Here is a 24,610-nt window from a genome sequence, read left to right on the forward strand (position 1 = left end):
GAGGGAACCGCATCTGATGGGCGCTTACATCGCGCGTCGCCTGCTTTTGATGATCCCGACGATCTTCGGCATCATGGCGATCTCATTTGCCGTCATTCAGTTTGCCCCAGGCGGGCCGGTCGAGCAGGTCATCGCCGACCTGACCGGCCAGGGCGATGGTCTGTCCGATCGCATCGGCGGCGGCAGCGGTGACCTCGGCGCGGGTCAGCAATTTTCCGGCAATGACGGAAGCTCGTCGCGCTATCGCGGCGCGCAGGGGCTCGATCCGCAGTTCATCGCGCAGCTCGAAGCGCAATTCGGCTTCGACAAGCCGCCGCTCGAGCGCTTCGCCACGATGATCTGGAACTATCTGCGCTTCGATTTCGGCAACAGCTATTTCCGCGACGTCTCGGTAATCGATCTCATCATCGAGAAATTGCCCGTTTCCATCTCGCTCGGCGTCTGGATCCTGCTTTTATCCTACATCATCTCCATACCACTCGGCATCAAGAAGGCCATGGAGGATGGTTCGCGCTTCGATGTGTGGACGTCCGGCATCATTATCGTCGCCTATGCGGTTCCGGGCTTCCTGTTCGGCATTCTTCTGATCGTGCTCTTTGCCGGCGGTTCGTTCTTCGACTGGTTCCCACTGCGTGGTCTCGTTTCGGATAATTTCGCCCAGCTCTCCTGGTGGGAGAAGATCATCGACTATTTCTGGCACCTGACGCTGCCGCTTCTGTCGCTCGCGCTCGCGGCCTTTGCCACGACGACGCTTCTGACCAAGAACTCGTTCATCGACGAGATCCGCAAGCAATATGTGACGACCGCGCGGGCGAAGGGCCTTTCGGAGCGCTCGGTGCTCTACAAGCACGTTTTCCGCAACGCGATGCTGATCATCATCGCCGGCTTTCCGGCGGCCTTCATCTCGGCCTTCTTCACCGGATCGCTGCTCATCGAAACCATCTTCTCGCTCGACGGCCTCGGTCGCCTCGGCTTCGAATCCGTCGTGCGGCGCGATTACCCGGTCGTGTTCGCGACGCTCTACATCTTCTCGCTCATGGGGCTCCTGATCGGGCTTCTGTCCGACCTCGTCTACACGTGGGTCGATCCGCGGATCGATTTCGAGCGGAGGGATGTCTGACATGAGCGTCACCCAGCCTATTCCGCCCGCCGAGCGCTCGGCGCCCGTAGAGACGCCGGGACCGGGCACCGATACGCCCGTCGCGCCTCCGCGTCCGCAGCGCGCATTTTTGTCGCCGATGAACCGGCGCCGCTGGCAAAACTTCAAGGCCAATAGACGCGGCTACTGGTCGATGTGGATCTTCCTCGTCGTGTTCGTGCTGGCCATGCTGGCCGAATTCATAGCCAACGATCGCCCGATCATCGCGTCCTACAATGGCGAGATCCTCTTTCCTGTCGTCGTCGACTATCCGGAAGAGAAATTCGGCGGCTTCCTCGCGCAGACAGACTATCGCGACCCCTTCATCCAGGAGGAGATCGAGGCAAATGGCTGGATGATCTGGCCGCCGATCCGCTATTCCTACCAGACGGCGAATTCCAACATCCCGCGCTCGGCACCGACCCCGCCATTCTGGATGATGAGCGAGAGCGAGCGTTGTTCGGCCTATCCGTTGGGACCGGACGATCCCAATTGCACGCTCGGCAACATGAACTGGCTCGGCACGGACGACCAGGCGCGCGACGTGAGCGCCCGCCTGATCTACGGGTTCCGCATCTCCGTGCTCTTCGGGCTCATCCTCACGGCGGCATCGGCCGTCGTCGGCGTCGCTTCCGGTGCCGTGCAGGGTTATTTCGGCGGCTGGACCGACCTTATCCTGCAGCGCTTCATTGAGATCTGGTCCTCGATGCCCGTGCTCTACATTCTCCTGATCATCGCCGCGATCCTGCCGCCGGGCTTCTGGATATTGCTCGGCATCATGCTGCTCTTTTCCTGGGTCGCCTTCGTCGGCATCGTGCGCGCGGAATTCCTGCGGGCGCGCAATTTCGAATATGTGAATGCGGCCCGTGCGCTCGGCGTGTCGAACACCACGATCATGTTCCGCCACCTGCTGCCCAACGCCATGGTCGCCACGCTCACCTTCCTGCCCTTCATCCTGTCGGGCTCGATCACGACGCTGACCTCGCTGGATTTCTTGGGCTTTGGCCTGCCCCCCGGCTCGCCATCGCTCGGCGAGATGATCGCGCAGGGACAGCGCAATTTGCAGGCCCCCTGGCTCGGCATCACCGCTTTCCTCGTCATATCTCTGATGCTCTCGCTTTTGATCTTCATCGGCGAAGCGACCCGCGACGCCTTCGATCCACGCAAGACTTTCCGGTAAGGAGGCTGAATGGTAGATTATAGGAACATTTCTACCATGGAGCCGGAACGATGGGCTTGAACATCAAGAACGAGAAAGTGGAGCGCCTTGCACGCCAGCTTTCGGTGCAGACGGGTGAAACCCTGACGGGCGCGATCGAAAAAGCTCTTGAAGAACGTCTGGCGCGGCTCAAGGAGAAGACAGAGGTTCAAGTGCGACTGCAACGGATTCGCGAGGTCACACGCAATCTTCCGCCACCACCGCCCGGCTTTACCAGCGACCATTCCGATCTCTACGACGAAGATGGTCTTCCGGTATGATTGTGGATGCATCGGCTCTTCTGGCCATCATTCTGGGCGAAGACGAAAAGGCTGAGTTCGAAGAAGTGCTCGCCGTGATGGACGGCGACCTTTCCATCTCTCCAGTCAATTACGTCGAAGCCTTCGTGCGGCTATCTCGTCTCGATCGACAAGACTGCATCATCGCATTGGACCATTTGATCGAGGCGGCCGGTATTCGAATTGAACCCGTGACCGAAGCCCATGCGCACCTCGCACGGCAGGCACACGTGACCTACGGCAAGGGCAATCATCCTGCGCGTCTCAATCTCGGCGATTGTTTCGCCTATGCACTGTCCAAGGCGGAACGCCTTCCGCTTCTCTTCAAAGGCGATGATTTTCGCCAAACCGACATAAAGGCAGCGCTTTGACAGCCGCGACCACCACCCCTCTCCTTTCCGTCCAGGATCTCTCCGTCGCTTTCCATCAGGAGGGCATCACCGTTCCGGCGGTCGATCACGTGTCGTTCGACATCCATGCTGGCGAAACGGTGGCGCTGGTCGGGGAGTCCGGGTCGGGCAAGTCGGTCTCCGCGCTTTCGGTTCTCAAACTTCTGCCCTATCCGGCCGCGAGCCATCCATCGGGACGGATCCTGTTCGATGGGCAGGACCTGCTGTCGGCGGATGCGAAGGCGCTGCGGCGCGTGCGCGGCAACGACATCACAATGATCTTTCAGGAGCCGATGACGTCGCTCAATCCGCTCCATTCCATCGAAAAGCAGATTGCCGAAATCCTGATGCTGCATCAGGGCATCCGCGAAAACGAAGCGCGGCCGCAGGTGATCGACCTCATGCATCAGGTCGGTATCCGAGAGCCGGAGAAGCGGCTTGAAGCGTTTCCGCATCAGCTGTCGGGTGGCCAGCGCCAGCGCGTCATGATCGCCATGGCGCTCGCCAACCGGCCGAAGCTGCTGATTGCCGACGAGCCGACGACTGCGCTGGACGTGACAGTTCAGGCACAGATCCTTGAGCTTTTGAAGTCGCTGAAGGACAAGCACGGCATGGCCATGCTGTTCATCACCCACGATCTCGGCATCGTGCGCAAGATCGCCGATCGCGTCTGCGTCATGACCAAGGGCAAGATCGTCGAGACGGGACCGACGGCGGAGATCTTTGCCAATCCGCAACACGACTATACGCGCCATCTGCTGGCGGCCGAGCCAAAGGGCCGCGCGCCGGCCTTGAACGAAAACGCCCCCGTCGTGCTTTCCGGCACCGGCGTGAAGGTCTGGTTCCCGATCAAGAAGGGCTTCCTGCGCAAGACCGTCGACCATGTGAAGGCGGTCGATGGCATCGATCTGGAACTGCGCGCCGGCCAGACGCTCGGCGTCGTCGGCGAATCCGGTTCCGGCAAGACCACGCTTGGCCTGGCATTGACGCGCCTGATCGCGTCGGAAGGACGCATCGGCTTCGTCGGCAAGGACATCAACGCCTTTTCCTTCGCCGAGATGAAGCCGCTGCGCAACCGCATGCAGGTGGTGTTCCAGGATCCCTACGGCTCACTGTCTCCGCGCATGTCCGTGGCGGAAATCGTGGCCGAGGGGCTTGCGATCCATGAGCCCAAGCTGTCCGCCAGCGAGCGTGACGCCAAAGTCGTCGAAGCGCTGCAGGAAGTGGGCCTCAACCCGGAAACCCGCTTCCGCTATCCGCATGAATTTTCCGGTGGCCAGAGGCAGCGCATCGCGATCGCCCGCGCCATGGTGCTGAAACCGCGTTTCGTCATGCTGGACGAGCCGACCTCGGCGCTCGACATGAGCGTGCAGGCGCAGGTGGTCGATCTGTTACGCGACCTGCAGAAGAAGCACGATCTGGCCTATCTCTTCATCAGCCACGATCTGAAGGTCGTGCGTGCGCTCGCCAACGAGGTGATGGTGATGCGCAACGGCAGGGTGGTCGAACGCGGCTCATCCGACCAGATCTTCGACAACCCGCAGACGGACTACACCAAGGCGTTGATGGCGGCAGCTTTCGGCATGGAGACCGTGGCCAGGGAAGCGGTGAACCAGTGACCGACACCGCGATCGACCTCAAGGACGGCGAAAGCCGCATCCGCATCGACGCGCGCGAGACGGTGTTTTCCAGCTTTCGCACCTATGATCTCGTCACCTTCGCGGAAGCCAACGAGGCGGCCGGTCCGGTGGAGCCGGATGACGGCGCACCGGTGCTGACGCGCGAGCTTCTCGTGACCCATCGCACCGCTGCCGTGCTGCCCTATGATCAGCGCAGCGGCGACATCATCCTGCTCCGGCAGTTCCGGCTCGCGGCGCATCTGCGCACCGGGCGCGGCATGATGATCGAGATCGTCGCCGGCGCCGTCGATGCCGGCGAAGACATCGAGGCTGCCGCCCTGCGCGAACTGACCGAAGAAACGGGTCTCGTCGCTGAAAGGCTGCACTGGGCGGCCGACTTTCTGCCGTCGCCGGGCATGTCGGACGAGTACGCCACGCTCTTCGTTGCGCCGGTCGATGCGACAGCGCTTCATGCGCAAGCCGGCACGGATGAGGACGAGACGATCTTCCCGTTTCGCGTCTCGCTCAAAGATGCCATTGCGGCTGCGGATGCCGGCCACATCACGAACGGTTTCACGCTCATCGCGCTTAACTGGTTTGCCCGCCACCACACCCGCTTCGTCGATCTTCGGGACGCATGATGGACACGTTACGCAAGGGTCGCATTCTCCTGTCGCTCACCGGCTGGTCGCCGGATGTCTGGCTCGAGACGCTACGCCATGAAGCACCCGATCGCGACATCGTGCTGGCTCCCGATCACGCGGCCGACCCCAACATCCACTATGCGGTCGTCTGGAAGCAGCCGCATGGTATCCTCAAGGACCTGCCGAACCTGAAGGCGATCTTTTCGATCGGCGCAGGCGTCGATCATCTCTTTCAGGATCCGCATGTGCCGGACGTGCCGATCGTCAGGGTCGTCTCGCCCGATCTTACGCTGCGCATGAGCGAATACGTCGTCTGGCAGGTGCTCGACCATCACCGGAAGGGCCAGGCTTATCGCGACCAGCAACGGCGTTGCGTCTGGCGTGAAGATCTCACCCAAAAGTCTGCGGACGAGGTCACTGTTGGCATCATGGGCCTCGGACATCTCGGGCTCGACGCGGCGACCAAGTTGCAGGCGCTGGGCTTTCGGGTAACGGGCTGGTCCCGCCGGCCGAAGGACGTGGCACCATACATCACCCTGTTTACCGGTGAAGCCCAACTCGGTGCCTTCCTCGGCTCCGCCGACATGATCGTCTGCCTGCTGCCGCTGACGCCCGAGACAGCCGGCATTCTCGCGGCACCGCTTTTCGCGCAGATGAAGAAAGCCGGACCGGACTTTGCCGGTCCGATCCTGATCAATGCCGGCCGCGGCGGATTGCAGAACGAGGCCGACATCCTGGCCGCTCTCGACTACGGTGCGCTGGCCGCTGCAAGCCTCGACGTCTTCGAGAGCGAACCGCTGCCTGCCTCAAGCCCGCTCTGGCATCATCCGCGCGTCACGATCACACCGCATGCCGCCGCTGCCTCGTCTCCCGCGAAGATCATCCCGCCGATGGTCGCGCAAATGAACCGCCACGATGCGGGTGGACCGCTCACCGACCTAGTCGACCGCACCGCCGGCTATTGATCCGCCGCGCGAGGACGATAAGCTGCCGCCAAGGGCCTCGACTGGATGCGCGACAATGGCAGACACCTCGCAAAAGTCGCCAAAAGCCGATGATCAACCCCGGCTTCTCTCAGGCGGCAATCCGCAAATCGCCAAGGGCTATGGTGAAGCCCCGGTGCAGGCCTATATCGCGGCGATGCCCGGCTGGAAGAGCGATCTCGGTCGGCGCCTCGATGCGCTGATCACTGAAACAGTCCCGGACGTGCGCAAGGCAGTCAAATGGAATTCGCCCTTTTACGGCGCGGATGATGATGGGTGGTTTTTAAGTTTCCACTGCTTCGCAAAGTACGTGAAAGTTGCATTCTTCCACGGCGCCTCGCTCGACCCCGTGCCGCCCGGCAAGTCCAAGCAGGCCAATGTACGCTATCTCGACATTCGCGAAGACGACACGCTCGACGAAGCCCAGTGTCGCGCCTGGGTAAAACAAGCCAGTGCGCTGCCGAGCGAGAGGATTTAGGTCCAGCTGTGTTCAGAGCACACGCCGCAGGTTCGTCGGCTGGCCGTAGACAGGACCGATCCGCGTGATCGCATCCGCCAGCGTCTCGCGGGCAACGGTCATCGTGTGCCCATTGGCGTGTATCACCGTTTCGGCGTCCTCAAGGATCGCGACATGGCCTTTCCAGAAGACAAGGTCGCCGCGTTGGCGCTGATCAAGGCTTATTTCGATGCCCAGACCGTCGGCCTGCATGTCGCTGTCCCTCGGCGCGGGCTTGCCTGCCATCATAAGTGTCATCTGCACCAGGCCGGAGCAGTCGATGCCGAAACCGGAGCGTCCACCCCAAAGATAGGGCGTTTCCAGGAAGCGTGCGGCCCAGGCCACGTGGTCCAGGGACGCAGTGCCGATCGGCGCTAGATGCGCGGCGATCACGGCCTGCCCGTCGTCCGTCAGCGCATACTGCGTGCCGCGCACCTCAGTTTCATCGGAAACCCTTAGCCGGCTTCCGATCGAAAGCTGGTCGACGATCGGTCGCTTCATGTCCGGTTCAACGTATCGATAGGTGCGCAGCGCCATCACCCAATGAGTCGGCGCTTCATCACTGCTGTTCTCGATCGCGCTTTCCGATATGTAGCCCACATAGCCGTCAAGCTCGGCGCGCACCCACGCGAAGCCATTCGCGCGGTCGAAGATTTGCACCCGCTCTCCCAGGAGCAACTGGCTATCGATCCCGACTTTGCCGTCGGGATGCGGCCTGAGATCGGCGAGCGGCACCGAAACATGCCCGGCGGTGCCTTTCGTGAAGGTCTCGGCCTCGACCAAGCCTTTCAGCCGCTCTTCGGCCAGGTCGGCGCGAAAGGCGTTCAGCCTTCGATCAAGCATGGCTTCGTCTCACCCTTCCAACTCGCGCCCGGATGCGACGATTAGGTCGCCCAGACACTCCAGATACAGCGCGCCCTTCACGGTGCGCTTGATTATCACGTTGCGCTTGTCGTCGTTGTCGCGGACGCGGTCGACCAGACCCATCTGTCCCATGCGATCAAGCGCACGAGTGATCACCGGCTTCGTCACATTGAGCGTTGCTGCCAGTCCGCGCACCGTATGCGGCGGCGCGACGAGGTAGATCTGGCTAAGGATCGCAAGCTGTCGCAGCGTCAGGTCCGGACCCGCCTCGCGCACCAGATCGACGCTGACGCGATGCCAGAGCCCGAGCGCTTCCGAAGCCCGCAACTGCAGCATCGTCCACCTCGCCCTTCTTCACGCCAGCGAGCCGGCTCGCTGCGATTTCCGTTCACAGTGCCCTGGCGACCCCGCCAACGGCCCGTCAGCCATAGCGTTTTTCGAGCAGCTGATACAGTGCGCGGATCGCCTGCGCTTCGCCGCCCATGGGCGACTGCGGCCGATCCTTGGGATTCCAGCCATAAATGTCGAAATGGACCCAGGAGCCTGGCCCCGCGACAAAGCGCTTGAGGAAGAGCGCCGCGGTGATCGAACCGGCAAAGCCGCCGGACGGCGCATTGTTGAGGTCGGCGACCTTGCTCGCGAGATCGCCATCATATCCCATGTGCAGCGGCAGGCGCCACAATGGGTCGGCCACCGTGCGCTGCGCCGCGTCGATGTCGGCAGCGAGGGTTTCGTCATCGGTGTAATAGGGTGGCAGGTCGGGTCCGAGCGCGACGCGGGCAGCGCCCGTCAGCGTCGCCAGGTCGATCAGAAGCTCCGGCTCGCGTTCGGAGGCCAGCGCCAGCGCGTCGGCGAGCACGAGGCGGCCTTCCGCATCGGTGTTGCCGATCTCCACCGTCAATCCCTTGCGGCTCGTCAGGATGTCGCCGGGGCGGAAGGCGTTGCCGGAAATGGCATTCTCCACCGCCGGCACGAGCACCGCCAGATCGATGTCGAGGCCCGCATCCATCAGCATGAAAGCGAGGCCCATGACATTGGCCGCGCCGCCCATGTCCTTCTTCATCAAGAGCATTCCGGAAGCCGGCTTGATATCGAGCCCGCCGGTGTCGAAACAGACACCCTTGCCGACCAGGGTCACCTTGGGTGCGCCCTCGCGGCCGTGGCGCAGCTCAAGAAGCCGCGGCGCATCCACGCTTGCCCGACCCACCGCGTGGATCATCGGGAAATTCTGCTCCAGAAGCGCGTCGCCCTTGATGACCGTGATCGCAGCACCGAACCGCTCGCCAAGGGAACGGAAAGCATCTTCAAGCTGCTGCGGTCCCATGTCGTTGGTCGGCGTGTTGATCAGGTCACGGGCCAGAAACGAGCCGGCAATCAGGCGCTCGATGCGCGGACCATCGACAGCGTCGGGAAGCGCCATCGAAGGCTGGTCGGCACCGTTGCCATTCGCACGGTATCTGTCGAAGCGATAGGATCCCAGCCCATAGCCGAGCGCGAAATCCTCGGCGCCATCTGCGGGGCCCGCGTAACGCCAATCGCCCTTCGGCAACAGACGGGCAATCTTGCCGGCTGCGAGCGGCAGCGGCTTGGCGCCCATGCCGACGAGGATGCCCGATAACGCGCCGTCCGGCCCCGGAACAGGCAACAGTGTTCCGGCATCCGCCTTGAAGCCCGCCCGGTCTGCCCAGTCGCTCGCATGCTGGGGCACATGGGAAGCGTCTGCGCCCTTGGCCAAAGGCCAAGCGGGCAACGCGTTCTCGGCAGGTGCGGAGAAAACGGGCTTGCGGTCGAAGGAAAACGTCACGTCTGAGCCTCGTGTGGAATGCCGCCAAGCGCTTGAGGGCGGCCTGAAGGGAATCGGCGTTAAGGAACGGTTAGGGTTAACAGATTATCTCTTTCAGTCGAGCAGCGCTGCAAATCGACCCCCTCGAATGTCAAGCGCTCCGCCATTCTGACGACGGGCGAACGACCATGAAAAACGCGACGACACGAGCTATTTCCGTTTCTCGAACCGCGCGGATTGGCGCCATTCTGGCGCTGGGCATCGCGCTTTCCGCTTGCGCGTCTGGCCGCGACCAGATGTCGACCGGCTCCATTCCCGGCGGCGATTCGCGCAAGCCCGTCGCTGCGATGAACACCGTCGAGATCGACGCCGCGACCCGGCGCGTCGGTACCGCCTACGAGCGGAACCCGCAGGACAAGTCGATCGGCATGAGCTATGCCAGCATCCTCAACATGAACGGGCGATCCGATCAGGCGCTGGCGGTCATGCAGCAGGTGGCCATCTCGCATCCTTCCGACAACGAAGTGCTTGCCGCCTTCGGCAAGGCTCAGGCTGCAGCCGGCGAATTGCAGCCGGCGCTGGATACGATCCGCCGCGCCCAGACGCCCGACCGGCCCGATTGGAAGCTGCTTTCGGCGGAGGGCGCGATCCTCGACCAGCTCGATCGGCCGCAAGAAGCACGCGCGCTTTATCGCAAGGCGCTCGACATCCAGCCGAACGAACCATCGGTCCTTTCGAACCTTGGCATGTCCTACCTGCTGAAGGGCGATCTGCCGGCGGCCGAAACCTACCTCAAGACGGCTGTTGCCCAGCCGGAAGCCGACAGCCGCGTGCGCCAGAACCTCGCGCTCGTCGCCGGTCTTCAGGGCCGCTTCGGCGAAGCGGAACAGATCGCTGCCGGTGAATTGGAACCGGCCCAGGCTGCCGCGAACGTCGCTTATCTGCGCAACATTCTCGCCCAGCAGAATGCCTGGGCCGATCTGGCCGACAGGGATGCCAGCGCGACGAACTGACGCCCTCGACTAGCCGCTACCAGCCGCGAGAATCCCGTTTCAATCGGACCTTTCCCGCGCTATATGCGCGCCATGACCAGATCCGTGAACGAAACGCCGCTTTCCCATATCCGCAACTTCTCCATCGTCGCCCATATCGACCATGGAAAGTCGACGCTCGCCGACCGTCTCATCCAGATGACCGGCTCGCTCGAGATGCGCGAAATGAAGGACCAAATCCTCGACGCGATGGATATCGAGCGCGAGCGCGGCATCACGATCAAGGCGAACACCGTCCGGCTCGAATATGACGCCAAGGACGGCGAGCATTACGTTCTCAATCTCATCGACACGCCCGGCCACGTCGACTTCGCCTATGAGGTCTCGCGGTCACTCTCGGCGTGCGAAGGCTCGCTTCTGGTCGTGGATGCCAGCCAGGGCGTGGAAGCGCAGACGCTCGCCAACGTCTACCAGGCGCTCGACAACGACCACGAGATCGTCACCGTCCTCAACAAGATCGACCTGCCGGCCGCCGAGCCGGAGCGTATCAAGGCGCAGATCGAGGAAGTGATCGGACTGGATACGGCGGACGCGGTCGAAATTTCCGCCAAGACGGGTCTCGGCGTCGAAAACGTGCTGGAAGCGATCGTCAAGCGCCTGCCCCCGCCGAAGGGTGGCGACCGCAACGATCCGCTGAAGGCGCTTCTCGTGGACAGCTGGTACGACAGTTATCTCGGCGTCATCGTCCTGGTCCGGGTGCTCGACGGGCACCTGAAGAAGGGCCAGATCATCCGCATGATGGGCACCGACGCCAAATACACCGTCGAGCGCGTTGGCGTGATCACGCCCAAGATGGTGACGGTCGAGGAACTTGGCCCCGGCGAGATCGGCTTCATCACCGGCTCGATCAAGGAAGTGGCCGACACGCGTGTCGGCGATACGATCACCGAGGACAAGCGTCCGACTTCGACGATGCTGCCGGGATTCAAGCCTGCGCAGCCGGTGGTCTTCTGCGGCCTGTTCCCGGTCGACGCCGCCGACTTCGAAGATCTGCGCGCAGCCATGGGCAAGCTTCGCCTCAACGATGCGTCGTTTTCGTTCGAGATGGAAAGCTCCGCCGCACTCGGCTTCGGCTTCCGCTGCGGCTTCCTCGGCCTGCTGCATCTCGAGATCGTGCAGGAACGCCTTGAGCGCGAATTCGATCTCGACCTGATCGCAACGGCACCGTCCGTTGTCTACAAGCTGTCGATGACAGACGGCACCGAGCGCGAACTGCACAATCCCGCCGACATGCCCGATGTGGTCAAGATCCGCGAAATCCACGAGCCCTGGATCCGCGCGACCATCCTGACGCCGGACGACTATCTCGGCTCGGTGCTCAAACTTTGCCAGGATCGCCGCGGCATCCAGGTCGATCTGTCCTATGTCGGCAATCGCGCCATGGTCATCTACGACCTGCCGCTGAACGAGGTCGTCTTCGATTTCTACGACCGGTTGAAGTCGCTGTCGAAGGGCTATGCTTCCTTCGACTACCAGATCACCGAATATCGCGAGGGGAACCTCGTGAAGATGCAGATCCTCGTCAACTCGGAGCCTGTCGACGCGCTGTCGATGATGGTGCACCGCTCGGCCGCCGAACGCCGCGGTCGGGAAATGTGCGAGAAGCTCAAGGATCTGATCCCCAAGCACATGTTTAAGATCCCGATCCAGGCTGCGATCGGTGGCTCGGTGATCGCCCGCGAGACGATCTCGGCACTGCGCAAGGACGTGACGGCCAAGTGCTATGGCGGCGACGCCAGCCGCAAGCGCAAGCTCCTCGACAAGCAGAAAGAGGGCAAGAAGCGCATGCGCCAGTTCGGCAAGGTCGACATTCCGCAGGAAGCCTTCATCGCCGCCCTGAAGATGAGCGATCAATAGCAGGCTCTGCCTGCACATTGGCGTCGATTTACAGAAGCTACAGCCAGCGGTAGTGTTTGCCCGGTATCGGGGAGACACTCATGGGCGATCGCAATCAGCTTCTGTTCGTCGAGCAGAATGCGTCGCTTTTCGACGGCCCGTTCCTCGAAATCGGGTCTCGCGACTACGGCGACACCCAGAATCTCAGGGCCTTGTTCTCTCCCAAAGGGCATTATATCGGCATCGATGCGCTCGAAGGCGCGGGGGTCGATCGCGTCGTCGACCTGACGCAGTCGATGGAGACGATCTCAGCTGCGCTTGATGGCAAGCGCTTCGGCACGATCTTCTGCATGAGCGTGATGGAGCATTGCCGGCAGCCCTTCGCCATGGCCGATGCGATCACACACTTGCTCAAGCCCGGCGGGGTGCTCTGTCTCTCGGTGCCGTTCGCCTGGCAATTTCACGGCTATCCGTCGGATTACTGGCGGTTCACCCATGAAGGCGTGAAGCAGCTTTTCCCGACACTGGTCTTCGACGAAAGCCTGGGACATGCGGCTTTGCGGGATGGCGAATTCAATCCGCTCGACACCGAGATCGGGAAAGTGGCGCTCAGCACCTCGCTGCAGCGCAAGGCAGGAAAAGCTGGTCGCGCCATGGGTGCTGGTTTCTTGAAGATGATCGGCCGAACTCCGGCTTTCGGCTGGGCTCTCGGGCATCCCTATCTGCTCGCGCCGACCATGATCAACATGATCGGGCGGAACCCGGCCGCCTGAGGCAGGGCTCGGACATCGATGATGTCAAAATATCGCAGGCCGCTTGTTTCGTTGCACCTCAGCCTGCAACGTCGTAAGAGCATTGGGTGTGGCGCGTCGCTTCGACGCGACTGGTCCGGTTAGCCCACATGCACTTCCTGCATGGGTTCAACTCCCGGCCGCGGTTGGAGTTTTCGTGAACATACGTCCTAACCATGAAGCGACTGCCGAGGCGCAGGCGCGCGCGTGGGCCAAAGTCCTCGCCCCCTATCGCAAACCTAATCCCGTGCGCAGCACCTATGAACTGGCCATCACGGCCATTCCGTTCGTGGCGCTGTGGGCGCTGACCGCGCTGGCCGTCACGCACGGCTATTGGTGGGGTCTCCTGCTCACCATACCGGCTGCAGGATTTCTGGTGCGACTGTTCATCGTCCAGCATGATTGCGGGCATGGCACGCTTTACCAGCGACGCAGCCTCAACGACTGGATCGGCCGCGTCCTCGGCGTCTTTACGCTGACCCCTTACGATTATTGGCGCAGGACCCATGCGGTTCACCATGCCACCGCCGGCAATCTCGACAAGCGCGGCATCGGGGACATCACGACGCTCACCGTTGCGGAATACCGTGCTCTGCCGTGGCTCGGGCGCCTGCGCTACCGGCTCTACCGCCATCCGGCCGTCATGTTCGGTCTCGGACCGGCCTGGCTCTTCATCTGCCAGTACCGCCTGCCCTTCGGGCTGATGCGGGCCGGCGTTCAACCCTGGACATCGACGCTCGCCACCAATGTCGCGATCGCCATTCCAGTTGCGCTGCTGATGTGGCTGATGGGCCCGATCGAGTTCCTGCTCGTGCAGATCCCGATCACCCTGATGGCGGCCACCGCCGGCGTGTGGCTGTTCTACGTGCAGCACCAGTTCGAAGAAACCCACTGGTCGGATGCCGAAGTGTGGAACTTCCAGAACGCGGCGCTGCATGGAAGCTCGCATTACGATCTTCCGGCCCCCCTGCGCTGGATGAGCGGCAATATCGGCATCCATCACGTGCACCATCTCTCGGCAACGGTACCGTTCTACCGGCTGCCTGAGGTGCTTCGTGACCACCCCCAATTGCACGACATCGGCCGCATTACATTTCTGGAAAGCCTCGCCTGCGTGAAACTCGTCCTTTGGGACGAAAACGCTCGGCGGCTCGTTTCCTTCCGGCAAGCGCGGGCTATCGCCTAAGGGCAAAACCCCCGCGTTCTCCGCCTTTCATCAGCATTTTCGGAACTGATTGTCCTTGAGCGCATTCTGAACCATGCGCGGCCACCTTTTGGCCGCAATCTCAGAACGTTCAAAGGGCAATTTTTCAATGGCTTCAGAGGTCAAAACTGGCCGGCTCGGTCCGTTTCCACATGTCAGCATTCCGGTCTTCTCGATCTCTGCAGGGCTGATCGTCGCGTTCATCCTGTTCGGGGCGCTCTTTCCCGAAACCTCGGGCGCGATCTTCCTCGGAGCACAGGCAGCCGTTGCCGATTATTTCGGCTGGTTCCTGATCCTCGTCACCAATCTCGCCGTTGCCGCAAGCCTTTATCTCGCCATCGGCCCTTACGGCTCGATCCGGCTGGGCGCGCAGACGGAAACCCCGCAATACGGGCTGTTTTCGTGGATCGCGATGATGTTTTCCGCGGGCATCGGTATCGGGCTGCTCTATTGGGGCGTCGCCGAGCCGCTGACGCACTTCTACGCGCCGCCGCTCCAGGAGGCTGAAAGTGTTGCCGCGGCCGAGCAGGCTATGGTCCTCTCCTTCCTTCACTGGGGCTTTCACGGCTGGGGCGTCTACTGCATCGTCGGATGCGCGCTTGCCTACTTTCACTACCGCAAGGGTCTGCCGCTCTCGATCCGCTCCGCGCTCTATCCAATCATTGGCGAGCGCATCTACGGGCCTTGGGGTCACGCGGTCGATATCTTGGCCGTGTTCGGCACGATGTTCGGCGTCGTGACCTCGCTCGGCCTCGGCGTCATGCAGATCAATGCCGGTCTCGATACGCTCTTCGGCATCGGCAACAACATCGTGGTCCAGTTGCTGTTGATCGCGTTCATCACCGGGCTTGCCACTCTCTCGGTTCTTGCCGGCCTCGATGGCGGCATCAAGCGTCTCTCGAACTTCAACATCCAGATGTCGTTCGTGCTGCTCGCCTTCATGGTGATCGCCGGACCGACGCTCTACATTTTCGACAGCTTCGTCGAAAACATGGGCAACTACATCAACGAGTTTATCTATTTCTCGTTCTGGTCAGAGGCTTACTCGGGCACCAACTGGCAGGTCGACTGGACGATCTTCTACTGGGCTTGGTGGATTTCCTGGTCGCCCTTCGTCGGCATCTTCATTGCGCGCATCTCGCGCGGCCGCACCATCCGCGAGTTCACGCTCGGCGTCCTCTTCGTGCCGGCAACGATCATGTTCTTCTGGTTCACGGCCTTTGGCGGCGTGGCCATTCAGATGGAGCTTGCAGGTGATCCGGGTTTGATCGCCGTGACGCAGGAAGCCTATGGCAATGCCATCTTCCGGCTGATGGAATTCTACCCGCTCACCGACATCATCACCGGCCTGCTCGTGATCATGATCGTGATGTGGTTCGTCACCTCGTCCGACTCCGCCTCTTTCGTCATCGACATGCTGACCGCCGGCGGCGAAGCCGATCCGCCGAAGGTCCAGCGGCTGTTCTGGGCAATTGCCGAAGGCGCGATCGCAGCGGTGCTGCTGGTCGCGGGTGGGCTCAGCGCGTTGCAGGCGGCGGCCGTCGTGGCCGGCTTCCCCTTCGCCTTCGTCATTCTTGTGATGATGTACGGCCTGATGCGCGGCCTCTCCCGCGACCACCTCGTGCTCTATCGCTACGAGCAGTGGTACGAGACGGAAAAGGAAGTGGAAGCCAATCTGCCCAAGGCCTACAAGGGCGAGGAAGCCCTTGGCGGCCCGCCGGAGCTGGCGAAGGGCACGTAAAGCCTATCGATCAGGAAAGATGGGTTCGCATGGCATCCACCAGCACTGCGACCCCGTCCATCGTCGTCACAGGACCAGGCGAGAAGCGCAGCAGCGCGTCCCGCCTGTCTGCGTATATGCCGCGATCGCGCAAGGTCGATAGCAGGCCCTCGGCGGTTTGGCTGTCCTCCAGACGGATCATCACGCTGCCGCCGCGCGCGTTGTCGTCGCGCGGGCTGACGAGGCTGAACGGCAGGCCCTCGATGCCGGCGAAGATGGCGTCTGACAGCGCCCGGTTGTGCGCAAGCAGCGCCTGCTGGTCCTGGGCCGCATGCCAGCGCATCGCAGGCAGGCTTGCAAGAGCAGAGACCACCGAGGGGGTGCCATTGTCGAAGCGGCGGATGTCGGATGCATAGTGGAACTTGTCCAGGTCCCAGGAAAACGGGTTTTCCTGGCTGAACCAGCCGCGAAACTCAGGCTCGCAGGCGGCGATCAACTCGCTCGCCACGTGAAGTATCCCCGCGCCCGGCGTGCCGCACATCCATTTGAGGCTGGTGGAGATGGTGAAATCCACAGCCGGTTCGTTGACGGAGAACGGCAGTAGCCCGGCGGCCTGCGTGATATCGACGCCAACAAGGCTACCCATCTTGCGGCCATGGGCGGTCAGCGCGGCAATGTCTGCGCGATGCGACGAGGTGGACGACACCCAGGTCAGGAGCGCCAGCCCGACGGTCTCGTCCCATTGGGCGATCACGTCCTCGTCTTCCACATAGGACGCGCCTTGGCGCAGCGGCACGGTCTCCAGCGAAAAGCCGAAGCGGGGTGCAAGCGCCGTCAGGAGGAAGTGCAGCGACGGGAAGCAGTCGCCTGCCACCAGGAGTTTGCGTCCTTTGAGATGCTTGCCCGGGAGTGCGCCGATCAACGCATAGAGCGCGGCGGTCACGTTTTCCGATGTCGTCACGGTGCCCTCGGGCGCGCCGATCAGGCGGCGCCAATGCTCGATGAACTCAGCGCGCCGACCCAGGATCGCGCTCCACTGGCCATCGTCCGGCGCACCCCAGACACCGGCAAACTCGGTCATCGCCGCGGCAATGTCCTCAGCCTTGCCGGGATACTGGCCGATCGAGTGATAGAGGAAATAGCCGGAGCCATCCTTTTCGAGGCGCTGAGCGGTCATGTGATGTCTTCAAGTCCCTGGGTGCTGGGTGGCGATCAATTCGTGCGGAAGCGGTTTTCGAGATAGGAAACGAGACGCACCGCCGGCAAAAGAACGATCAGATAGATGAGCGCGGCGGCGATCAGCGGCGATGGATTGGCGGTCAGCGCCTGCGCATCGGTCGCCTGCTTGAGCAGGTCCGGCATTGCCACCACGGAAGCGAGCGACGTGTCCTTTGCGATCGCAACCGAGTTCGATGTGTGCGGCGGAATGGCGATGCGAAACGCCTGCGGCAGGATCACCTTGATGATGATGATGCGAAACGGCAGCCCGAGCGATTCAGCGGCTTCCGTCTGACCCTTCGGAATCGCCTGGATGCCGGCGCGAAACACTTCCGCCGTAAAGGCGGAAAAGACGAGGCTGAGCGCCAGCACGGCCGAGACGAAGGGCGAGAAGCGCAGGCCCATGAAGGGCAGCGCGTAATAGATGAGGACGAGAAGCACGAGGATCGGGATCGCCCGGAACACGTCGATATAGGCGACGGCCAGCAGCCGGAACGGCTTGGCGGCATAAAGCCGGATCAGGCACATCAGGACCCCGGCGATCGCGCCGACCGTCAAGGTCGCGCCCGCCAGCGCCAACGTGTTCCAGATGCCGCGCCACAGCATCGGCAGCACGCGCATGATGACATCGATGTTGAGGAATGTGTCGACGAAACTCATGGCGGACCTTCGCGCTTGTCAGAGATCAAAAAGAAGCGGCCCGTCTGTTGCAACGGGCCGCCATGTCGCGAAATGCCGCTTACTCGGCGGTGGGAATTTCAAGCACCGTCACGGTCGAACTGTCGGCCGCAGGTGCTTCGCCAAGCCATTTCTCGTAGATTTCGGCGAGCGTGCCGTCTTCCTTGATCTCGCTGATGGCCGCGTTGATCGGCTCCAGCAGTTCGGAGCCCTTCGGCAGCATCAGGCCGTACTGGTCCCCAGTCGGGATCACTTCGGCGATGTTGAGATCAGGCATTTCCTTGGCTGCGAAGATGAAGCCCGTCACGTCGCCGATGGCGCCGGCAATGCGGCCTGCACGCACGTCGAGCAGCAGACCCTGCTGGTCCGGGTAGGTGCGCAGCTCGCCGAAACCGTATTCGGCCGTGTTGGCCTGGATCCAGGCATCGCCGGTCGAGGAGGCAATGGCGCCGACGGGCTCGCCAGCGAGATCTGCAAGGCTCGACGCGCCGTCAGCGAGGGACACGAGCGCGAGGTCCGCGTCGTAGTAGCCCTGCGTGAAGGACTGGCTCTGCAGGCGCTCCTGCGTGATCGTGATCGTGGAGATCGCAACGTCGATGCGGCCGGAAGCGGTGGCGGCGAACAGTGCCTGGAAGCCGAGGTCGGAGATCTCGAGGTCCATCTCGAGCCGTTCGGCGACTTCCGTGATCAGGTCGACTTCGAAGCCTTCGAACTCGCTCTGCTCGTTCTTGAATTCCCATGGCGGGTTCGACGGATAAGCGCCGACGGTGAGCGTCTCGGCGAATGCCGCTGCACCGGCTGTCAGGCCGAGTGCAAGGGTCGTTGTGGCAAGCAGCAGTTTCTTCATGTGACTTGTTCCTCTCGTTTGGCCTTTTTTTCCTTCACGCTCGCGCCGGCGATCGATCGAAAGACCTCCAGCGTGATCTCGACATGCAGGCGCAGCTTCTCACGCGCCACCGGGGCGTCGCGATCGAGAACGACCTGCATCAATTCCGTGTGGGCGGATACCGAATGTGCGCGGGACAAAAGCGCTTCGGTTTCCGGCGTGTGCTTCTCCGGGCCATGCGGGTTAATGGCGCGCGGATGGAAGAGAAGTGCCTGGTGGTGCAGCCGCAGTTGCTCTGCCGTCCGCACGAAAAAACGCTTCAGCCAGGACGAACGTCCGGCGGCGTGCAGTGCGATGTGAAACGCATCATGCGTCTCGTCCCACAGCTGGCGGGCGGCGACATCGACATTGCCCGCAGGTGGCGCAACCTGGGTGAGGCGATGATGGGCAGCAACAATGCCGCTTTCCCAATCGAGATCGCCATGGGCGATCGCATCTTCCAGAAGCGAAGTCTCCACGGTCAGGCGGGCGATTTCAAGATCTTCCAGCTCGGGCAGTGAGACAGGAGCGACGCGCCATCCACGGTTGGCGCTGCCGACGACCAATTGCTTCTCTTCAAGACGGGAAAGAGCCTCGCGCAACGGGGTGGCACTCACGCCATAGAGGCCCGAAAGCGCTGCGATGCGCAGCGGCTGACCGGGCGCGTGACTGCCGTTCAGAATGTCACGGTGCAGCATCTCGAAAGCCGCATCTGTCTTGGCCGAATACCCCATGACAAAAATCTTATTATATACAATCCGGCAAATCCACTATAATTATTGCCTGCAGCAAGGGAGATGTGTGGATGGCTGAAACGAGGATCGCGGTGGTTACCGGCGCCGCCGGAGGCATGGGGCGAGCGATCGTGGAAACCCTGCTGCAATCGGGCATGACCGTCGTCGGCCTCGACATCGACGGGAAGGCCGTGAAGGCGATGGAAGCGGCTTCAGAAGGCAATTTTGAAGGCCATCAGGTCGATCTGACGAAGGCCGATGCGATCGCGGAAGTGTTCGAGGCAATCGCCCAAAAGCACGGCGGCATCGACGCACTCGTCAACAATGCCGGCACGTGCCTCATGTCCGCCTTTCCGGACATTCCCGCCGACGAACTCGATCGTCAGATGTCGATCAACTTCTCGTCCGCGTTTCACTGCTCGCAGCAGGCCGTGAAGCTCATGGCCGGCCGGCCCGGCGTGCGCAAGATCGTCATGATCTCTTCGAACGGCGCCTACAATTTCGATGTGTTCGACCCGCCGCATTACCGCGCGAGCAAGGCGGCGATGGACACGCTGACGAAGGATCTCGCGCGCCGCTATGCCCGCGACAAGATCGCCGTCAATTCCATCGCGCCAGCCATGACCGAGACGCCGCTCTTCGGCGTCGTCAGCGAAGAGGTCCTCGAGAAGGCACTCGCAGCCATGCCGCATGGCCGCGCCATGCAGCCGAGCGAAATCGCCGCTTGGGTCGCCTTCCTGCTTTCACCGGCAGGCGACGTTTCAAGCGGCAATGTCATCATCCTCAATCAGGGTCGCGATGTTCGCTAAGCGTAGAATTCCGGCGATTTCTTCAGCTGCGGCCACTGCTCGGGCGAGTGGCCGTAAATGATCATCGCACCCTTCTCAGCCGCCAGACGCATCAACCGGTCGGCGCTTTCGATCGCAGCTGTCGGATCGTCGGCTGTATCGAAGCGCTCGTCGATTTCCGCCGGCCGCGAGATGGCATCGCCCGTCAGAAGCACCGGACCGGTCTCGGGCAGCTCGACGAGCAGGGCCAGCTGGCCGATCGTGTGGCCGGGGGCTGCCAGAACCTTGAGACCGGGGCCGAGATCGACGTCGCCATCGACCAGCATGTATTCGCGATCCGGCCAGTCGAGCGGCTTCAGCCCGCTCCAGTATATCGGCTTTTCAAGCGCGCGTTCTGCGGCCGACATGAGGATCGGGCGGCCGGGGAAATCGGCGATCCCGCCGACATGGTCGATATGGGTGTGCGTCATGACGAGGAGATCGACATCGTCCATCGCGACGCCGGCCTTGGCCAGTTGCGCCTTTGGCAGGTTCTCCTCGGTGAGCGAAAGCACGACGCCAAAGCTGCCAAGCTTGTCTTCGGCGCTGGAGGCCTCGATGTCATAGGCATACTTAGCCGGGAAACCGGTATCGACGAGAATGGTCTCGTCGCGGTCGGTGCGGATCAGAAAGCCGACGATCCCGATCACCCGGCCATTGGCATGGACCTTGAACAAACCGTAGTCGAGAACGGTCAGCGATACCGGCTTACCTTTGATATAAATTTCTGAATTCATTTAGTAATCTCCTCTTTCCGCCTAGTAGGTGCCGATCCGGATGAAAGTCAAGATTCACACGCTCTTTCAGTATCTGCTCGATACGACCGAGGCGGACCCGGAAGCGATCGTCGGCTTTTCGCTGGCGCGCTCGCCGAAGCTCGGCGACTTTCTTCCCGATCTCGATCCGGAACTATCGCTGGACTGGAACGGCAAGTCGTTCCGCGGGCTTCCGGCGCTCCGGGAGCATGTGATCGCGCAGGCCGGACTTCCCGGCATCTGCACGCCGGACGATGTCTTGATCACGGCGGGTGCAGCGGAAGCCAATTATCTCGTCATCCGCCAGTTGGTCGAGGCCGGCGACGAGATCGTTACGGAAGTGCCGGGCTGGCCGCAGGCCGCCGTTCTCGGCGCGGCCGTCGGGGCCACCATGCGCTTTGTCCATCGCCGCGAAGAGGATCAATGGCGCCTGCCGCTCGGTGAGCTGCGCGATGCGGTCACGCCGCGCACGAAGCTCATCTTCCTGTCGAACCCCAACAATCCCACCGGCCGGCTGATGGACGAGGCGGAGCTCGCCGAGATCGTCGCCATCGCGCGCTCGGTCGGTGCCTGGCTTCTCATCGACGAGGTCTATGCCGGGCTCGAATGGGAAGGCACACGCGCGCCAAGCATTGCGGGACTTTACGAGCGCGGCATCACGACCGGCAGCGTCTCGAAGGCGCTCGGACTCCAGGGCCTGCGCACCGGATGGATGATCTGCCGCGACAAGGACCTGATCATGGACGCCGTGATCCTGCGCGAAAACGCCAGCGAGATCATGAACGTCATGGGCGAGGCGATCGCCGAGATCGCGCTGCGTCCCGAGCGCCTCGGTCCCGCGCTAAACCGCGCACGCGCAGAAGGCCGCGCCAATCTCGATCGCCTTGACCGGTTCGTGGCGGATGAGCCGAAGCTTTCCTGGGTGCGACCGCAGGCGGGCCTGATCGGGCTAGCTCGTTTGGCAGACGGAATCGATTCTGACGATTTCGCGAGGCGCCTGCTTGCGGCCCCCTACCGCACCTTCCTTCTGCCTGGTTCCGCCTACGACATGCCCGGGCACATCCGGCTTGGTGTCGGAGGGGGCGAGAGTGTGCGGCTGGAGGACGGGCTTTCACGGGCCTCCCAGCTCTTGCAGGATTGGGATGCACCGGAACAGAGAAACCACAAACCATTGCGAGAGGCATGAGCCATGAGCGATACGCGTGCAGAAATGCGCCTTCCCACGAAGGACGTGCGCGACGACCTGCCCTTCTTCACCAAAGTGCTGAAGATGCGTCTCGATACGATCTTCCCGGCAGACGACCCCAAGGTCGCGGTGGTGTCCGGTCACGGACTGCGGCTCTGCCTCGATGCCCATTCGAACGAACCGCCCGGCACGATCCGCATCCTGACCGACGACCCGGATGGCTTCGCAGGCGGCGAGCGACGGCTGACCGCTCCGAACGGCACGCGGATCGAGATCGAACCGCTGCATGTACCGCTTGCGACGCCGACGACCGCGCATGATTTCGTGGTTCGCCGGCTCGCCGACCAGGCACCCTGGGTCATCGGTCGCGCCGGCATGCACTACCGCGATCTCGTGCCATCCCGTCTCGGCGGCTCGATCATTGCGAGCCACATCCGCATTCCCGATGGCGGCCCCGTGCCGGACATGGTGCATTACCACACCGTCGGCTTCCAGTTGATCTTCTGCTATCGCGGCTGGGTCGACCTCGTTTACGAGGACCAGGGCGAGCCTTTCCGGCTCGAAGCCGGCAATTGCGTCATCCAGCCGCCGGAAATCCGTCACCGCGTGCTTTATGCGAGCCCAAACATCGAGGTGATCGAGATCGGCGTGCCGGCGGAGCATGTCACGTCGATCGATCATTCCATGACCCTGCCGAATGGCCCGGCCAATCCGGACAGGCGGTTCCAGGGTCAGCGCTTCGTGCATCACAAGACGGCGGAAGCCACTTGGAAGCCGTTCCGGCTGCCGGGCTTCGTCGCCCGTGACACGACGATCGGCGAGAACACGCAGGGCGTCGCCGGCGTGCATGTGGCCAAGCGCGGCGAAGGCACGCCGGTCTTTGCGCGCCATGACAGCGACATCCTCTTCACCTTCGTCATGGATGGCGAACTGACGCTGGAGGCAGAAGGCCAGGAGACGCAGCGTCTCGGCGCCGGCGATGCTTTCGTGGTGCCGCCGGGCCTCGTGACCCGCTACGCCGATCCCTCAGACGACATCGAATTGCTGGAAGTTTCGCTTCCCGCCCGTTTCATCACCGACACAGAGGAAGCAGGCGCCGCCTGATTGGTGCGCCGGCTAAGGACCGCATGAGCGACTTCAACAAGACCCGCAGCGAATTTCATCTCCCCGAGGGCCTCATCTATCTCGACGGCAACTCGCTCGGCCCCCTGCCCAGGAAGGCAGCCGAACGGGTCGCCTCGACCATCACGGCCGAATGGGGGGACATGCTCGTCACCGGCTGGAACAAGGCCGGCTGGATGGCCAAGCCGACGGATATCGGCGACCGCATCGGCAAGCTGATCGGCGCGCCCGCCGGTACCGTCGTCATGGGCGACACGCTGTCGATCAAGGTATTCCAAGCGCTTGCCTCGGCGCTGCGGCTGCGGCCCGATCGCAAGATCATCCTGTCCGACACCGGCAATTTTCCCTCCGACCTCTATATGGCCGAAGGCCTGGTCGGGCTGCTGGGCCAAGACTACAGCCTGGAGACGGTCGCGCCGGAAGAAGTCGAAGGCGCGATCGACGAGACGGTTGCGGTGACCCTCATCACAGAGGTCGACTACCGCACCGGGCGCATGCACGACATGAAGCGGATCACTGAAAAGGCCCACGCGGCCGGTGCGCTGACCGTCTGGGATCTCGCCCACTCGGCCGGCGCCGTACCCGTCGATTTGACGGGCGCCGATGCCGATTTCGCCGTCGGTTGCACCTACAAATATCTGAACTCGGGCCCGGGCGGCCCGGCCTTCATCTATGTCAGGCCCGATCTTGCCGAAAGTGCGGAGCCCGCGCTTGCCGGCTGGCTCGGCCACGAGCAGCCATTCGCCTTCGACCAGAACTACAGGCCCGGCCGCGGCATCGAGCGGATGCGCGTCGGCACGCCACCGGTGCTGCAGATGGCTGCGCTCGAAGCGGCGCTGGATATCTGGGACATGACCACGATGGCCGACGTGCGCGCCCGCTCGATCGAACTGACGGAGCGCTTCATCGCCGGCGTCGAGGCCGCTTGCCCGGAATTGACGCTCGCGACGCCGCGCGAAGCAGCCCTGCGCGGCAGCCAGGTGAGTTTTCGTCACCCGGAAGGCTACGCAATCATGCAGGCCCTGATCGCGCGCAAGGTGATCGGCGATTTCCGCGCGCCGGACATCCTGCGCTTTGGTTTCACGCCGCTCTATATCGGCGAGGCCGAAGTGGAGGGCGCCGTGAAGATCATCGCGGAGGTCATGGACGGCAAGCTCTGGGACCGCGAAGAGTACAAGCGCCGCGCCCGCGTCACCTGATCGATTCGCC

25 protein-coding genes are annotated in these 24,610 nt (G+C 62.6%); 17 read left to right on the plus strand and 8 right to left on the minus strand.

Annotation, left to right across the window (positions count from 1 at the left end):
- Nucleotides 1-16: 16 nt before the first annotated feature.
- The 8 genes from D5400_RS01405 (at nucleotide 17) to D5400_RS01440 (ending at nucleotide 6,748) form a co-directional block, all read left to right on the plus strand.
- Nucleotides 17-1,120, plus strand: coding sequence for a microcin C ABC transporter permease YejB (locus D5400_RS01405; RefSeq protein WP_126006943.1), 1,104 nt, complete (start codon nucleotides 17-19; stop codon nucleotides 1,118-1,120).
- Between the two features lie 118 nt (nucleotides 1,121-1,238).
- Nucleotides 1,239-2,318 carry an ABC transporter permease gene (locus D5400_RS01410; protein WP_245451506.1) on the plus strand — a complete coding sequence of 360 codons (1,080 nt, stop codon included), beginning with the start codon at nucleotides 1,239-1,241 and terminating at the stop codon, nucleotides 2,316-2,318.
- Nucleotides 2,319-2,374: 56 nt separating this feature from the next.
- Nucleotides 2,375-2,617: a type II toxin-antitoxin system VapB family antitoxin gene (locus D5400_RS01415; RefSeq protein WP_164527754.1), complete on the plus strand. Its 243-nt coding sequence runs from the start codon at nucleotides 2,375-2,377 to the stop codon at nucleotides 2,615-2,617.
- Nucleotides 2,614-3,006 (plus strand): type II toxin-antitoxin system VapC family toxin, encoded by a 393-nt coding sequence (locus D5400_RS01420; RefSeq protein ID WP_126006949.1) that lies wholly within the window; start codon nucleotides 2,614-2,616, stop codon nucleotides 3,004-3,006. Before D5400_RS01415 ends, D5400_RS01420 begins: the two co-directional genes overlap by 4 nt.
- Nucleotides 3,003-4,643 (plus strand): ABC transporter ATP-binding protein, encoded by a 1,641-nt coding sequence (locus tag D5400_RS01425; RefSeq protein ID WP_126006951.1) that lies wholly within the window; start codon nucleotides 3,003-3,005, stop codon nucleotides 4,641-4,643. The genes D5400_RS01420 and D5400_RS01425 overlap by 4 nt, the downstream gene beginning before the upstream one ends.
- Nucleotides 4,640-5,284 (plus strand): NUDIX domain-containing protein, encoded by a 645-nt coding sequence (locus tag D5400_RS01430; RefSeq protein WP_164527755.1) that lies wholly within the window; start codon nucleotides 4,640-4,642, stop codon nucleotides 5,282-5,284. The genes D5400_RS01425 and D5400_RS01430 overlap by 4 nt, the downstream gene beginning before the upstream one ends.
- Nucleotides 5,281-6,252 (plus strand): 2-hydroxyacid dehydrogenase, encoded by a 972-nt coding sequence (locus D5400_RS01435; RefSeq protein WP_126006955.1) that lies wholly within the window; start codon nucleotides 5,281-5,283, stop codon nucleotides 6,250-6,252. The genes D5400_RS01430 and D5400_RS01435 overlap by 4 nt, the downstream gene beginning before the upstream one ends.
- A 55-nt stretch (nucleotides 6,253-6,307) precedes the next feature.
- On the plus strand, nucleotides 6,308-6,748 hold the full coding sequence (locus D5400_RS01440; protein WP_126006957.1) for a DUF1801 domain-containing protein: 441 nt from the start codon (nucleotides 6,308-6,310) through the stop codon (nucleotides 6,746-6,748).
- Between the two features lie 12 nt (nucleotides 6,749-6,760).
- Here D5400_RS01440 and D5400_RS01445 read toward each other — a convergent pair whose 3' ends face one another.
- From D5400_RS01445 to D5400_RS01455, 3 genes are all read right to left on the minus strand, one after another.
- Nucleotides 6,761-7,609: a C40 family peptidase gene (locus D5400_RS01445; protein WP_126006959.1), complete on the minus strand. Its 849-nt coding sequence runs from the start codon at nucleotides 7,607-7,609 to the stop codon at nucleotides 6,761-6,763.
- A 9-nt stretch (nucleotides 7,610-7,618) separates the two neighbouring features.
- A complete protein-coding gene (locus D5400_RS01450; RefSeq protein WP_126006961.1) occupies nucleotides 7,619-7,966 on the minus strand; it encodes a MarR family transcriptional regulator in 348 nt (115 codons plus the stop codon).
- An 85-nt stretch (nucleotides 7,967-8,051) separates the two neighbouring features.
- On the minus strand, nucleotides 8,052-9,434 hold the full coding sequence (locus tag D5400_RS01455) for a leucyl aminopeptidase family protein (protein ID WP_126006963.1): 1,383 nt from the start codon (nucleotides 9,432-9,434) through the stop codon (nucleotides 8,052-8,054).
- A gap of 167 nt (nucleotides 9,435-9,601) precedes the next feature.
- On the opposite strand from D5400_RS01455, the gene D5400_RS01460 reads away from it, so the two are divergent.
- The 5 genes from D5400_RS01460 (at nucleotide 9,602) to D5400_RS01480 (ending at nucleotide 16,037) form a co-directional block, all read left to right on the plus strand.
- Entirely contained in the window at nucleotides 9,602-10,426 is an 825-nt protein-coding gene (locus D5400_RS01460; RefSeq protein ID WP_126006965.1) for a tetratricopeptide repeat protein, read from the plus strand.
- Nucleotides 10,427-10,498: 72 nt separating this feature from the next.
- Nucleotides 10,499-12,322: a translation elongation factor 4 gene (gene lepA / locus D5400_RS01465; protein ID WP_245451391.1), complete on the plus strand. Its 1,824-nt coding sequence runs from the start codon at nucleotides 10,499-10,501 to the stop codon at nucleotides 12,320-12,322.
- Nucleotides 12,323-12,402: 80 nt separating this feature from the next.
- Nucleotides 12,403-13,074 (plus strand): class I SAM-dependent methyltransferase, encoded by a 672-nt coding sequence (locus tag D5400_RS01470; protein ID WP_126006969.1) that lies wholly within the window; start codon nucleotides 12,403-12,405, stop codon nucleotides 13,072-13,074.
- A 175-nt stretch (nucleotides 13,075-13,249) separates the two neighbouring features.
- Nucleotides 13,250-14,278, plus strand: coding sequence for a fatty acid desaturase (locus tag D5400_RS01475; RefSeq protein ID WP_126006971.1), 1,029 nt, complete (start codon nucleotides 13,250-13,252; stop codon nucleotides 14,276-14,278).
- Between the two features lie 127 nt (nucleotides 14,279-14,405).
- Nucleotides 14,406-16,037 (plus strand): BCCT family transporter, encoded by a 1,632-nt coding sequence (locus D5400_RS01480; RefSeq protein WP_126006973.1) that lies wholly within the window; start codon nucleotides 14,406-14,408, stop codon nucleotides 16,035-16,037.
- A 10-nt stretch (nucleotides 16,038-16,047) separates the two neighbouring features.
- On the opposite strand, the gene D5400_RS01485 is transcribed toward D5400_RS01480, so the two are convergent.
- The 4 genes from D5400_RS01485 to D5400_RS01500 all read right to left on the minus strand — a co-directional run bounded on the left by D5400_RS01485 (nucleotide 16,048) and on the right by D5400_RS01500 (nucleotide 19,511).
- Nucleotides 16,048-17,193 (minus strand): aminotransferase class V-fold PLP-dependent enzyme, encoded by a 1,146-nt coding sequence (locus D5400_RS01485; RefSeq protein WP_126006975.1) that lies wholly within the window; start codon nucleotides 17,191-17,193, stop codon nucleotides 16,048-16,050.
- A 35-nt stretch (nucleotides 17,194-17,228) separates the two neighbouring features.
- On the minus strand, nucleotides 17,229-17,894 hold the full coding sequence (locus D5400_RS01490; RefSeq protein ID WP_126006977.1) for an amino acid ABC transporter permease: 666 nt from the start codon (nucleotides 17,892-17,894) through the stop codon (nucleotides 17,229-17,231).
- Between the two features lie 79 nt (nucleotides 17,895-17,973).
- A complete protein-coding gene (locus tag D5400_RS01495) occupies nucleotides 17,974-18,759 on the minus strand; it encodes an ABC transporter substrate-binding protein (protein WP_126006979.1) in 786 nt (261 codons plus the stop codon).
- Entirely contained in the window at nucleotides 18,756-19,511 is a 756-nt protein-coding gene (locus D5400_RS01500) for a GntR family transcriptional regulator (RefSeq protein ID WP_126006981.1), read from the minus strand. Before D5400_RS01500 ends, D5400_RS01495 begins: the two co-directional genes overlap by 4 nt.
- Nucleotides 19,512-19,582: 71 nt before the next feature.
- Here D5400_RS01500 and D5400_RS01505 point away from each other — a divergent pair, with 71 nt between their 5' ends.
- Nucleotides 19,583-20,320 (plus strand): SDR family NAD(P)-dependent oxidoreductase, encoded by a 738-nt coding sequence (locus D5400_RS01505; RefSeq protein WP_126006983.1) that lies wholly within the window; start codon nucleotides 19,583-19,585, stop codon nucleotides 20,318-20,320.
- On the opposite strand, the gene D5400_RS01510 is transcribed toward D5400_RS01505, so the two are convergent.
- Complete coding sequence (locus D5400_RS01510) at nucleotides 20,317-21,075, minus strand: N-acyl homoserine lactonase family protein (protein WP_126006985.1); 759 nt, start codon at nucleotides 21,073-21,075, stop codon at nucleotides 20,317-20,319. The two genes, D5400_RS01505 and D5400_RS01510, sit on opposite strands and share 4 nt — an antisense overlap.
- A gap of 40 nt (nucleotides 21,076-21,115) precedes the next feature.
- Between D5400_RS01510 and D5400_RS01515 the strand changes: the two genes are divergently transcribed.
- The 3 genes from D5400_RS01515 to kynU are packed head-to-tail and all read left to right on the plus strand — an operon-like array spanning nucleotide 21,116 to nucleotide 24,600.
- Nucleotides 21,116-22,279: an aminotransferase class I/II-fold pyridoxal phosphate-dependent enzyme gene (locus D5400_RS01515; RefSeq protein WP_126006988.1), complete on the plus strand. Its 1,164-nt coding sequence runs from the start codon at nucleotides 21,116-21,118 to the stop codon at nucleotides 22,277-22,279.
- A 3-nt stretch (nucleotides 22,280-22,282) separates the two neighbouring features.
- Nucleotides 22,283-23,383, plus strand: coding sequence for a cupin domain-containing protein (locus D5400_RS01520; protein ID WP_126006990.1), 1,101 nt, complete (start codon nucleotides 22,283-22,285; stop codon nucleotides 23,381-23,383).
- A gap of 23 nt (nucleotides 23,384-23,406) precedes the next feature.
- Nucleotides 23,407-24,600, plus strand: a complete 1,194-nt coding sequence (gene kynU / locus D5400_RS01525; RefSeq protein WP_126006993.1) for a kynureninase — start codon at nucleotides 23,407-23,409, stop codon at nucleotides 24,598-24,600.
- Nucleotides 24,601-24,610 lie beyond the last annotated feature (10 nt).

This window comes from Georhizobium profundi (genome assembly GCF_003952725.1).
In the GTDB taxonomy this organism is placed as follows: Bacteria; Pseudomonadota; Alphaproteobacteria; order Rhizobiales; family Rhizobiaceae; genus Georhizobium; species Georhizobium profundi.

Coding starts and splice junctions, on each gene's coding strand:
- D5400_RS01490 (WP_126006977.1), bottom strand. CDS start 17,894: ATGAGTTTCGTCGACACATTCCTCAACATCGATGTCATCATGCGCGTG.
- D5400_RS01495 (WP_126006979.1), bottom strand. CDS start 18,759: ATGAAGAAACTGCTGCTTGCCACAACGACCCTTGCACTCGGCCTGACA.
- D5400_RS01450 (WP_126006961.1), bottom strand. CDS start 7,966: ATGCTGCAGTTGCGGGCTTCGGAAGCGCTCGGGCTCTGGCATCGCGTC.
- D5400_RS01485 (WP_126006975.1), bottom strand. CDS start 17,193: ATGACCGCTCAGCGCCTCGAAAAGGATGGCTCCGGCTATTTCCTCTAT.
- D5400_RS01410 (WP_245451506.1), top strand. CDS start 1,239: ATGAACCGGCGCCGCTGGCAAAACTTCAAGGCCAATAGACGCGGCTAC.
- D5400_RS01440 (WP_126006957.1), top strand. CDS start 6,308: ATGGCAGACACCTCGCAAAAGTCGCCAAAAGCCGATGATCAACCCCGG.
- D5400_RS01435 (WP_126006955.1), top strand. CDS start 5,281: ATGATGGACACGTTACGCAAGGGTCGCATTCTCCTGTCGCTCACCGGC.
- D5400_RS01515 (WP_126006988.1), top strand. CDS start 21,116: ATGAAAGTCAAGATTCACACGCTCTTTCAGTATCTGCTCGATACGACC.
- D5400_RS01510 (WP_126006985.1), bottom strand. CDS start 21,075: ATGAATTCAGAAATTTATATCAAAGGTAAGCCGGTATCGCTGACCGTT.
- D5400_RS01470 (WP_126006969.1), top strand. CDS start 12,403: ATGGGCGATCGCAATCAGCTTCTGTTCGTCGAGCAGAATGCGTCGCTT.
- D5400_RS01405 (WP_126006943.1), top strand. CDS start 17: ATGGGCGCTTACATCGCGCGTCGCCTGCTTTTGATGATCCCGACGATC.
- D5400_RS01520 (WP_126006990.1), top strand. CDS start 22,283: ATGAGCGATACGCGTGCAGAAATGCGCCTTCCCACGAAGGACGTGCGC.
- D5400_RS01420 (WP_126006949.1), top strand. CDS start 2,614: ATGATTGTGGATGCATCGGCTCTTCTGGCCATCATTCTGGGCGAAGAC.
- D5400_RS01500 (WP_126006981.1), bottom strand. CDS start 19,511: ATGGGGTATTCGGCCAAGACAGATGCGGCTTTCGAGATGCTGCACCGT.
- D5400_RS01460 (WP_126006965.1), top strand. CDS start 9,602: ATGAAAAACGCGACGACACGAGCTATTTCCGTTTCTCGAACCGCGCGG.
- D5400_RS01505 (WP_126006983.1), top strand. CDS start 19,583: ATGGCTGAAACGAGGATCGCGGTGGTTACCGGCGCCGCCGGAGGCATG.
- D5400_RS01445 (WP_126006959.1), bottom strand. CDS start 7,609: ATGCTTGATCGAAGGCTGAACGCCTTTCGCGCCGACCTGGCCGAAGAG.
- kynU (WP_126006993.1), top strand. CDS start 23,407: ATGAGCGACTTCAACAAGACCCGCAGCGAATTTCATCTCCCCGAGGGC.
- lepA (WP_245451391.1), top strand. CDS start 10,499: ATGACCAGATCCGTGAACGAAACGCCGCTTTCCCATATCCGCAACTTC.
- D5400_RS01480 (WP_126006973.1), top strand. CDS start 14,406: ATGGCTTCAGAGGTCAAAACTGGCCGGCTCGGTCCGTTTCCACATGTC.